This window comes from Yersinia sp. 2542 StPb PI, from assembly GCF_048593855.1.
Lineage (GTDB): Bacteria > Pseudomonadota > Gammaproteobacteria > Enterobacterales > Enterobacteriaceae > Yersinia > Yersinia enterocolitica_E.
The window spans coordinates 1-10,986 of sequence record NZ_JAZGQA010000151.1 but is presented as its reverse complement, the minus strand read 5'-3'; the positions used below and the strand labels follow the sequence as shown (position 1 = coordinate 10,986).

Sequence of the window (10,986 nt, the reverse complement as noted above, 5' to 3'; positions counted from 1 at the left end):
ACTTTTTAAGTTTTTTCATATTTTCCTTTATCCTGCCCCTGAAAAATGTAGTTTCTTCTGAAGAAAGCATTCTCTTATCTTTCCATTTGAAATTGAGGTTTTTAGCTCCTATAGAAGGGATCCATTCATGAATTCCTGTTGGTGAAGCTATTACTTCAGATGCTTTGAGGTGGTTCTCTTTAAGTTTTATAAGCTTAGATTTATTTTCATTATTGCCCTCATATTTTCCAGATTGCATCCCACGCTCGAGGTCTCTTATACCTTCATAACGTATATGTCCTTCACTTTTAATTTTGAAACTTTGTGCAGTATGTATTTGTATTTCAAATTTTGCTGAGTTATCTGGTAATGTGAAGTTAGCATTAATACCTCTGTATGCTTGAGATTCATGAAATGTGTTTCTGAGGAGAACAGCTTTATATCCTTTTATTGCTAAGGTATTTAATGTAAATACAACATTTGAAACAAATTCCTGCTCTTGAGTTAATGATATACTCTCATCGTTTCGTCCATATGGAAAACCTATAGTGTAACGCAATACATCGTTCATCTCATGTGGTTCAGCGATTGTTAATTTTTCAGCTAAGGATTCTTTTGTTTTTAGTCTATACTCTCTTCCATAAAGCTCAGCTCCTAATTTATAGGCTATTTCATCGAGTATTTTTGTTGCCTTTGGTTCATGTTTGCTAATTTTAGAAATCATTTCCTTTGCAATACTTAATCGCATATCTTTACTTTTCTGAAACCCGTTTCCATCAAAGAAATTTACCGGATTATTACTGACCATCCTGAACAAATTCAGCCCATCAATGGTTCCTGCCGGATCGGCATTGAGCCATCTTCCCAGCCACGGCAGATAATAGCGGAAGCCATAATAATATAGGCCGGTGGCATCGCGCTCTTTACCGGAATAACGCACAGTTTTATATTTCGCTTCCAGCGTATTACGCGAGGCAAATACCGCCGTACCACCAAACGGGTAATACTCTTCCTGGCTGATAATATCGCCGTTATGGTCCAGCTCTAATAAACTGGAGCCAATTTGGTTATCAAAGCTGTAGCGCAATTGATTATTAGCAATATCATCCGGTTTACCGTGTTGCCACAGTAATACCCGCACCTGGGCGCGACCCGCGGCGCCGACGGTTACCACCTGAAAATCTTCCGTCAGCTTATCGTTATTATGCTGAGTGCGCAGTTCCAGCCCCGGCAAATACACCACCTTGCTGGTTTGGCGTTGCTGAATACTTTGCTTAACGATGCGCATGCCATCACCGCCGTACAGGTAGCTTTCGTAGTCATTGTTGGGGGAGTTTCCAGCCTCACGCTTAACGGTAATCACCTGTTGCAACTGATTGCGGGCATCCCATTGCAGCGGCTGGCCGGGTTGTAATTGCTGCTGGTTACCGGCGGCATCAAACTGACTGCGGATATCAGCGGCAGTTAACCCATCCTGCTGTTGAATTCCGTGGTTGCTGGTATCGGATACTGTGATGTTTGTGGTGTAGCTGCTGGCGCCGGTATGCTGGATTTTCAGCAGGTTACCGGCGCGGTCATAGCTGTAACGGCGGGTGTAATTGACATATTGGTTGCCGTCAGTCAGTGAGACTAAGTCGGGCAGGTTGGCACTTTGCGCGCTGTTTTTATCGGATTCACGGCCGGTGGCCTCAATCAACTGATACAAGGTGTCATAGCGGTAAGTGGTTTCCGGCACGATTTTTTGATTGCGGTAGAAGCGGGTGGCTTCGGCATCATTATGGATAGCCAGAATATTGCCAACCGGGTCATAATCGTAGCGCAGGTCTTGCAGCAGGGTTGACCGGTCTTTCAGGGCCGGACGGGTGGTTTTAATACCGATAAGCCGTTGAGTTTGTGCTTCATAGCGGTATTCGGTGACCACGCCATTGCCACTCTCTTCGCGCAGTTTTTGCCCGGCGGCGGAATAGGTGAGAGATGCTACAATCACCTGTTTCGCTCCGCCATTCAGTGTCAGCCAACTGCCGCTGAGCTGACCGGCGCGGTTATAAGCCATCTGCTGGGTATGGCCTTTGGCATCAGTCTGGGTGAGAGGTTGGCCGAGGGCATCGGTGGTGCCGCGAGTGATAAACAGTTCATTGGCAAGGCGGGAGGCCCAACTTTGTTCTTTGCCAAACCAGTTCACCGGCCCGAGGGTATCGGTGAGTAAGCGGCGCTGTTGTTGCAGTGGCGCACCAGTGATAGACAAACTGACCACTTCCTGTAATCCGGCGGTATCGTAATGGCGGATGCACTGGCCGTTGAGGTTGGCGGCTTTATGCGGTTGGCTGTTGTCAGCGTAGAAGAAGCGATCGGTAATGGTTTTCTGCCCCCCTTCAGTGTGCTGATGATGCTCCAGCGGGCGGCCCAGTGTTGGCTCATAGCTGACCCAACTGCGGGTACCTTTGGCATCCAAACTCATCACTGGCCGGCCTTCAATATCAGCCAGTTGCAGTAAGGTGCCATTATCGACACCCTCGGTGCGCAGCGCGGTTCCGGCAAGGTTGTAGTGATAGCGGAAGTTATCGATTTCAAGCCGGGCATCACGGCTGGCAATCAGTTGCCCAATGGCATTATAACGGTTGCAAGTGATCAGCTCATCGGCTGCCTGACTGGCATCACTGCGGTTATAGGCCAGTGCACGAATACCCAGCCCGCGGTTATCGCTGATGGCGATGGCGGGGGTTGGTGCGCTCATCGAGACATTTTTAGACATAAATTTATTCCTTGCGTTGTTGTAAGAAAAATAGCGCTGACTCACGGTTAGTATTGCAACGGGTCAGTACCAGACGGGTTTGTTCGACATACTGCGGGTAGTCACCCCAGGTTTTCACATTAAACTCCGGCATTTGGCACGGTGGTAATAAAGCAGTAGGGAAAGGCAAACACTCATTTATGGTTACCGATGGCTTGCTGCTGCATGCGGATAACATCATCAGGCACAGGCTCATCAGCACATTTGTTACCTTTTTGTGCCGCACGTAAGCGTTTTTGTAGTTCACCGCTTTTTTCTCCCTCAATGCGCTCTTGTTCCTGAACTTTTTGCAGGTAGCTGGTAGTGAGTAAAATTTGCTCATTAAGTCTTTGATTAATCTCGCCAAAACGAACTAGTTGGGTATTGAGCGCGACATTCTCTATATTCAGTCGCTCCAGAGTTCGGCCGGTTTGTACCAGCCACATCACGATAGCCACCACCACCAGTGATAGGGCGACTTTGGCCAGTCCGGGGAGTATGCGTAAACCAATCATGGGTAGACCTCTCTGGGTAGTTCAAAATGTGGGCCATCTTTAAAGGTTTTCCAGTCGCCGCCCCATTGCAGCGGTAGTTCCATCTCTTGGGCGGCTTGCTTCATCGCTTTTGCCACCTGATGAAAGGCGCTCCAGTCTTCCCACGGGATTTGGTTGTTAACCATCGGGGCCAAATCGACGGCATGACCAGTCAGATGGCGACTATTAAGGGTTTTGCTGCTGCCGTTACGCACCAATTGGCGCTGGCGCTCAGGGGTTCGAATTCCTTCGATAACACGAAAATCGATAGTGCTAAGGGTTAATGCACGGCGCACAATTAATACCAGGTCGGGATGAATGCCGCGTAGGTTATGTTCGCTAATCTGACCAAAGCGAAACTGTGGTTTATCCTGTTGCATAGTGACCTCTGTTATTTAGGAGGGTTATGGTGACCAAAAAAACGGCTCCAGATATATTGCAGGGCAGTGCTGCCCATGGCGCCAAACAGGCCGGCAATGGCAAAAGCCATATAGGGACTTCCGCCACCTTCGAAAGAGAACAGGCCACCCAGCAAGCCGGTAAAACTGGAAACAATGACCTGACTTATCACCGCAGCCCAACTCCATTCGTCCTCTTGGGTATCCTTATTCAAGATGTAGCGAACCAGACCTCCCCAGGCAGAAAGAACGCCGATAATGACCCAGGTCAGAACAAAGTTATCGCCGGGGGCCAGTAAGTGCATTTGGGTTACCTTTGGTTGTTAGCCATCAGTGGCCCTGACCGCCAATGTATGCCGATCAGGGTTAATGGCTGATAGTGTTAGTTTGTCGCTGCGCTGACTTCTGCTGCGGTATCGTTTTCATCCTCACTGATCACAAACCACGGGAAGTATTGCGCCCGGCGCAGATAACCTTTGGCGGTAATTACCTTGATTTCACGCCCCAGTGGGTCGTAAACATGGGTATCGGCATAGGTATCTTTGCGGGCGCTGTCATCACTGATGTAACGCCAGTTATCAAGGAAGTAAGGTTGATAGGCACGGATGGCCAGCCCTTTATTGTCATACTCGACCCGGCCAGAAACCGCCCAACGCGAGGTTGTATTACTGACAGTTATCCCGTTGTTGTCGGTTTGCAGTCGGCCATCTGTATCGCGGATATAAGCTTCGCCAGACTCAACACGTTGTGCCGATTGCAGCACACGACCAAAACCATCACTGCACACAATCACTTGCTGGTGCTGTTGTTTTATCGCCTCGCGATCGTAGCTGTCGGTGGCTACGGTTATGGCATGAGGCGGGTGGCGTTCTTGGCTATCGTGAATTTCCATACTCATATATTCATCTAATGGATACTTACCTTGTCGCAGCCAACGGCGTGAACCCAGAGCGCAGAGATAACCGTCTTCCGTGAGGAATTGGTTTTGGATTAAGGTGTTAAAATCCAGTGAAGAATTGTTGAGCCATCCATCAACAAACTCATTGTCCGGTTTTATCATCCAGCTAAATGGCTGATAAAAAGAGAATTGAGCCACAGCGACTATCTCATTCTCTTTGGCAATCGCCTCTTCGATGCTATTTGGTGCAGTAAAGGGTGCCTCAGTGAATCCGCTGTCAACCACGCGGCCCTGATGTAATTCCGTACCCCAAAAGCGTGAGGAAGTGACCCGGCCAAAGGCATCCAATGCCACCTGATGCAGGTTATCGTTGATATCAGTCAACTGGTACGGGGTGATAAAGCGATAGTCATATTCGGCTGTAGTGGTACTGCCATCAGCCAGCGTGATGGCGGTAACAGCACAATTGTGTCGATCCCAATGTAGATGAGTTTTACCCACTAATTGAGAGCTCTGCTGTGACCATGGATGATAGAAGTTGCTGGCACCGGCATACTCAGTGAAGCCACGGCGGGCCACCCACACAGGGATCTCTTCATTATGATTAAACAAACGTGGGGCAAGGGTGTAACCTGCGGCTCGCAGTTGCTGACTCTGTTCTCTATAGGTCGGTAGCATCTTATTTAGCGCAGTGAGTGAACTGTCATCAAACTCAGCGGTTTCGCTATAAATAACCAGCCCTTGCAGCGGGTATTTTTGGTGATAAAACACTTCATTTTGGCCAGCAAAAACCTGTTCAAGTGGTGTGCCAAGTCTGTTTTCTTTATCTAACACAACTTCATAATTCAGGCCATTAGCCGGGACTGCATCAGCAGCATAAGTCAGTGCATCGCCGCGTTGCTGCCACGGCAGGCCGAGCAGTAATCCGTTGTCCTCAATCACATGCCGGTAGGATTGCTGGCTTTCGCTGATGCGCAACAGCCGTTGTTGTTCGTCATAACTGCTGGCCCAGTGCTGGTCTGCCAACCAGGAGTAAGGCGTCACTTTGTCCTGAGGGCGGCGTGGATAATTGATGGCCGCCGAGTGCAGCGGATGACCATACTCATTGCAGCGCAGCACAATTTGCTGGCTGCATTGTGGGTCTTGCGCAATGCGCTCATAGTGGTAACTGAGTTGCTCCAGTGACATTGGCATTACGATGGGTGAGACCGCGCGGCTATCCGCCGCCCGTACCTGCCGCACCTGATAGCGGGCGCTACTGGTGGTGTAAGGCACGTCGTTCAGGCCAATATCGTCCAGGCCATAGAGTTCGCTGTGCAACAGGCTGCCTTTCAACGCCCGATACAGCCAATAGCCCTGTTCTGGTGTGATGTCTGCCAGTAAATCATCAGTTTCAGATTGACGATTGAATTCAGTGAGGCGGGTCGTGGCTGGCCGATATGCCTGGTCATCTCCCTGCCAATATTCTGCTTGATAGCAGGTTTCATCATCAGCACGGCCGGTATGGAACCAACTGCGAGTGAGCGACGGTGGCGTGCGTTCCTGAGCGGAACCCCGGGCATCAACATGGGTATCCAGCGTATCCACCCGGCCAAAACCACGGAACTCGCGCTCGGCACCATCATAAAAGCCGTGGTAGTAATAAGCTTGCTGGCTCAGGCTATTTTGCGTGATTTCATCAAATTGCGTGGTGCGCGCCAACAAATGCATCGGGAACGGTAGGCCACAGGCAATTTTCTGTTTTTTACTGGCCGCCGCCGCTTTTTCATCCAGCCAGAACTGGGCTGAACTGCGGTAGGACAAGCGGCTCTCAGCCCCCATATTGTTATTGACGGTGGATAACAGATAAGGTTTGCGGGTCGTGAAATCATAGCGCCAATGGCGGTTTACCATATGTGGCACACTCAGCAGCAGGCTGGTGACCCCCAGACCTTGTACATCGGCTAATGTCAGTTGGCAGGTGTTATCGTAACGAACACCGTGCGGCAAGGGCAGTTTCAGTGGCGCGGCAAAACTATTCCCGCTCTGATTGCGGTAAATCAGCAGGTGATCGCTGTTGGCATAGATCAAATCAACGCTGCCAGAGCCGTCGATATCTGCCAGCCAGATATGTTGCGGGTTGAAACTGTCCACCGGCTGATTAAAACCGCTCAATGTGACCGGTTTGCCAAAGGTGCCATGACCTAAGTTCGGCCAACAGGTGACGTTATTGTGGCGCACCCGCATCAGGTGTTGCTGCCCGCTCCCCAGTGGATCACTGAAAGCCACTAACTCAGCATTACTGGCACCGGGGATCGGCAGAACGATGGCAGGGTCTTGATAGACTTGCAGCGCGGCAGCAAAACCATCGCGCTGATTAGCATACAGGCGCACACTGTTCGGCCCGATCAACGCCAGATCAGATAAGCCATTGCCAATCAAATCCGCTAATTGGGCTTGTGGGTGGAAATACTCGGTGGGCAATGCAGACAGCGGGGTGAACTGGGTCCAGCTTTGATCAGGGTTACGGCTGTAATAACCCGCCAGTCCCGGTTGGCTGATAACCCAGTCCAGACGGCCATCACCATTGATATCCATCAGGCTGGCACTATCACGCAAGGTAGGGATAGTGGGCAAAATTTGTGCCGCGCCGAAGCTGACGCCATCTTCACTATCCGCGGTGCGCACTGGCGGGTGATAGCGCCAACTGCCACTGTCTTGATACAACATGCCCGGCAACCCTTCACCGTTCAGGTCAACTAACTGATAATATGGGCTAAATTTGTCCCATTCAGGCATCGCCTGCCAGTGGTTCTCTGCGCCAGTTTGCAGCTCCTGATAATCAAATTCCAGTGGCGGTAAGGTCAGAGTGGTGCCGTCTGTTTCATGGGCCACTTGCTGGCAACTGATGAGCTGGCTGGCATATGGACTGGCCAGATAGTTCAGGCGCAGGCGAGCCACCAGTGCCGCATCGCTTTGGTTTTCATCGCCAGACAACAGTTGTAGGTTATGGTACATCAAGACCTGTTGGCACAGGCGGCGAGTGCGGACTTCAAAACCGTATTCGTAACGCGAGAAAGGATCCTGCCGCTCTGACCAGACAGCATCTGAATCACGTGGTGGAACCTCAGATAAGGTATTTGGGCGTTCGCCATAATCAAATACCAACGTAAATAGCCACTTGTCGTCTTGGGGGCGCGTTTTTTGGCCGCTAAATAGCGTCTCGCTTGACGTCAGATTGCCGTAGCGTACTTGCTGCAAATAGCGCTGAGCGCTGGCTTGTGGATGAGCAGCACTTTCTGCTGCATCAACGTGGGCGTCATCTTCACCTTGATAGTCATAGCAAATATGCTCGCCGGTGGCGGAGATAGACTCTTCCAATAACCATTCTGCGATATGTGCTGGATGCTCAGCAGCGGCAATATGTGCCTGTGGGGTTATACCCAGATAATGCTGCTGGCCATCAGTGCTGTAAACCCGCCAGAAAGCGGTTTGGTTGGATGTGGTGTCTTTGGGCTGCCAGAATTCGATACGAGCAAAACCGCCCTCTACGCGCGGCTGATATTGGGTAACGCTAAAGTTATTTGATGCACTATCTTGATATTTAAATTCGCTGTCTGATTTAGAAACGGCAATCAGGACTTCACCATTGGGACCAATAAACTCATCACGACTATCATAGTGAGGGACGCCACGCTCGGTGCGACGGCGAATCGCCATTATTCCCACATTCCAGCCGAGGCCGAACGGGCCATTACCGCTGCCACTGCTGTAACTTAATGCCAGTGCCGGTGCATAGCCACGGCCAGCAGAAATAGGCAAAGGCACGGTTAAGCTGGCTAATCCACTTGGGCCGATAGCACCCAGTGATTCCCCCATTCCTGTCATAGCACCGCCCCCTTTAGGGAGCGATAATGGCGCTACACCAATCTGTTGTTTGTTGTTTTCCATAATGGACTCCTGTCAGGCCTCCTGACGAAGGCCTGTTGGGTTAAGTAAGTAACTGCGGTTTTAGGAACGGATGGTGTAGCGAATGTGCAAAATGATATCGCTCAGGCGTTGTAACAGCTCCTGTTGCGTTCCGTTCGCATTCGCATTAGGGAAGCGCAGCTCGAAACTGCCATTATCGGTAATATCAATCCCTTCAAAGGGCAGGTACTTACCATCGTTGAAGTCCAGTTGGAACTGGCCACTGTCATTCATGCCGCGCGAAATGGCGATAGCCTCACAGCCTTTGGCGCAGGTTGTCTTATCCCCGGTGTAGCTCAGAACGGCTTGTACATCCTGATATGGCCCTAACACCGCAGGCAGTGTCACGCTAACCTGTTTGATACGACGTTTTTTGCCCAGTTTCATGGTTGCCGGGTAGTCTTGCTCCAATGCCAGATCACGGATGTTGATTTTGGCGCTTAAGATGCCCTCTGTGATGCTAATAAGACCACCACTGGTATCCTGTTTGGCATTGATAGCATCAGAAATTGCGCTGGATAAATCAAAGTTACCGGTGGTAGAGCGATGATAAACTTGCGCCAGCGAAATGGTACGATCCACTTCTAATGCGCGTTCATCTTCCATCAGCCAGATATTTTCCAGTTTTTGCAGATTCAGCATCAGATCTTCACCGGCCAGCAGCCCTTGATATAGATCATTCCAACCTGAGCGCGCGAACAGATGCTGTGTTTTGCTGGTGTCGATATCACGTTCCAGTGCACTTTTTGCCATCAGGCACAGTGGCTGCGCGGCATCGAACAGTTGGTAATACAGACCAGACAGGCGGCCAACCATCCAGTTGTACAGCTCTTTACCGCTAAAGCGGGTGCTCTGCATTTGGTAAACGGCCTGCGCGTGGGATTGCTCCATTTCAGCCAGATTGCTCTGTTTCTGCGCCATTGAGATCTGAAGATCCAGCCCGACGAGCTGCTCTTGCAACTGCTCAACATCTTTCTCGGCCAGGGTTTGCTGTAACTGCCACTCTTGCGCACGGCGCGCATGGTTGGCCCTGATATCGCTGATGTTTGCCCCCTGTTCGATGCCATTGGCGGTGATCTGCATGGAATAGCCAGTGGCTTGTGCAACCGCTCCCCAACGAGAACCCCCGTCAGCGAGCCCGAAGATATTAGGTGCCAGATCGAGTGCTGCACCGACACTGATTGGTACTATCGAGCTCATATTCAGAACATATGCAGCAGTACGGGCTGTTAAAACGTTCTGTTCATCGCTGGAAATACCCTCTTTAATTAATTTCTTATAGTAATCCCGGCGTTCTTCGGCGCTGCTTTTCATCACTCGGGTGGCTTTACGGCTACTTTGCATAAGTTCGATATTGGCATTTTGAATATCGCGGGTTTGCTGCAATACCCGTTGCTGTTGTTGTTGTAACAGTAGCGTCAAGGCTTCGTTATCTTGTTTCTCTAACGCATTTTGTAATGAGTTACCAAACTGCATCACTGAGTTGACGGCACCTTTGGCTCGTTCCAACAGCAGAGGGAAACGATACAGGCTGGTGGCAACAGCAGTTGGGGTCAGAGATGTACTGATCCCGTCACCGGCAGCGTGCTGGCGTTGTAACTCTTTTGGATCAATCGGGGTTGCAAACAGCGGCAGATACAGCGGTTGCCCTTCCAGGCTAAGATTATGGCGCAGGTTATACAGCAGAATGTCGAGCCTATCCCAATAGGAAAGCAGCACTTCGTTGTACGGTGGCAGGAAGTTGCCGTCTGGTTTGTTGCCGGAGATGGACTTCGCGTTATCTTTTAAACTCAGATCTTTCCAGTCATGTGCGACAGTAATTTCAGGGCGTGGCCCTAATAATTGGCTGGCCTGCACGTAATACATCTTGGCATCAACCAGAGTGTCGCGCTCCAACTGACGATAGGACTGATTACCACGGGCAATTAATACATCCAGTGTGCGCATAAAGACCGCTAACTTATATTGCATCGGATCTTTCATGGCAATAACGTCAGGGTCGGTTGTTGCCAGTGTGGTATTGCTGTCCCAGTCAGTATCTTTTTGCAGTGGCAATATATTCCAATAGCGGGGTTTATCGCCATCCGTTTGTAAAACACCTTTTTCATTACGATAGCCGGCACTATTAAACAGGAATTTTAACCAATGTTCGGCTTCATCAAAACGTTGTTCGGTAAGGAAACGGGCAGATGCTAATAATGGAATATGGAAGAACAGTTCCCACAGATAAATGCCATAAGACTGGTAAAAGGCTTCCAGAGTAACGGATTCATCTTGTAGGTTGTAATCAAAAAATTTGTCGATGCTGACTTGTAAGTTACTGATTAAATCCAGAGGATCGCTTACCCCCAATTTCGTTGGTTGGTCAGTAATAATAATATTTGAGCCATCAGAGTTACTTTTCCTCGCAGGTATTTCCCAACTGAAGGAAATATGTGTAGGTTTTTCTTTTCCATTCAG

7 protein-coding genes are annotated in these 10,986 nt (G+C 49.8%); all 7 read right to left on the bottom strand.

Translation table 11 applies throughout. The features are described from left to right. A partial coding sequence (locus V1952_RS16290) for an RHS repeat-associated core domain-containing protein (RefSeq protein WP_420075119.1) occupies positions 1-2,731 on the bottom strand: 2,731 nt, incomplete at its 3' end. 4 nt (positions 2,732-2,735) lie between these two features. Beyond that, positions 2,736-2,948, bottom strand: coding sequence for an Rz1-like lysis system protein LysC (gene lysC, locus V1952_RS16285; protein ID WP_420075121.1), 213 nt, complete (start codon positions 2,946-2,948; stop codon positions 2,736-2,738). After that, complete coding sequence (locus V1952_RS16280) at positions 2,905-3,264, bottom strand: DUF2570 domain-containing protein (protein ID WP_420075118.1); 360 nt, start codon at positions 3,262-3,264, stop codon at positions 2,905-2,907. Before V1952_RS16280 ends, lysC begins: the two co-directional genes overlap by 44 nt. Then, positions 3,261-3,662, bottom strand: coding sequence for a M15 family metallopeptidase (locus tag V1952_RS16275; protein ID WP_420075117.1), 402 nt, complete (start codon positions 3,660-3,662; stop codon positions 3,261-3,263). The genes V1952_RS16280 and V1952_RS16275 overlap by 4 nt, the downstream gene beginning before the upstream one ends. An 11-nt stretch (positions 3,663-3,673) precedes the next feature. Continuing rightward, positions 3,674-3,985 carry a phage holin family protein gene (locus V1952_RS16270; RefSeq protein WP_420075116.1) on the bottom strand — a complete coding sequence of 104 codons (312 nt, stop codon included), beginning with the start codon at positions 3,983-3,985 and terminating at the stop codon, positions 3,674-3,676. Positions 3,986-4,062: 77 nt separating this feature from the next. Next, a complete protein-coding gene (locus tag V1952_RS16265; RefSeq protein ID WP_420075115.1) occupies positions 4,063-8,508 on the bottom strand; it encodes a SpvB/TcaC N-terminal domain-containing protein in 4,446 nt (1,481 codons plus the stop codon). Between the two features lie 60 nt (positions 8,509-8,568). Continuing rightward, positions 8,569-10,731 carry a toxin subunit gene (locus tag V1952_RS16260; RefSeq protein WP_420075120.1) on the bottom strand — a complete coding sequence of 721 codons (2,163 nt, stop codon included), beginning with the start codon at positions 10,729-10,731 and terminating at the stop codon, positions 8,569-8,571. Between the last annotated feature and the right edge of the window lie 255 nt (positions 10,732-10,986).

Excerpts from the sequence above, each read along its gene's own strand:
- lysC (WP_420075121.1), bottom strand. The coding sequence starts at position 2,948 with ATGTTATCCGCATGCAGCAGCAAGCCATCGGTAACCATAAATGAGTGT.
- V1952_RS16275 (WP_420075117.1), bottom strand. The coding sequence starts at position 3,662 with ATGCAACAGGATAAACCACAGTTTCGCTTTGGTCAGATTAGCGAACAT.
- V1952_RS16270 (WP_420075116.1), bottom strand. The coding sequence starts at position 3,985 with ATGCACTTACTGGCCCCCGGCGATAACTTTGTTCTGACCTGGGTCATT.
- V1952_RS16265 (WP_420075115.1), bottom strand. The coding sequence starts at position 8,508 with ATGGAAAACAACAAACAACAGATTGGTGTAGCGCCATTATCGCTCCCT.
- V1952_RS16280 (WP_420075118.1), bottom strand. The coding sequence starts at position 3,264 with ATGATTGGTTTACGCATACTCCCCGGACTGGCCAAAGTCGCCCTATCA.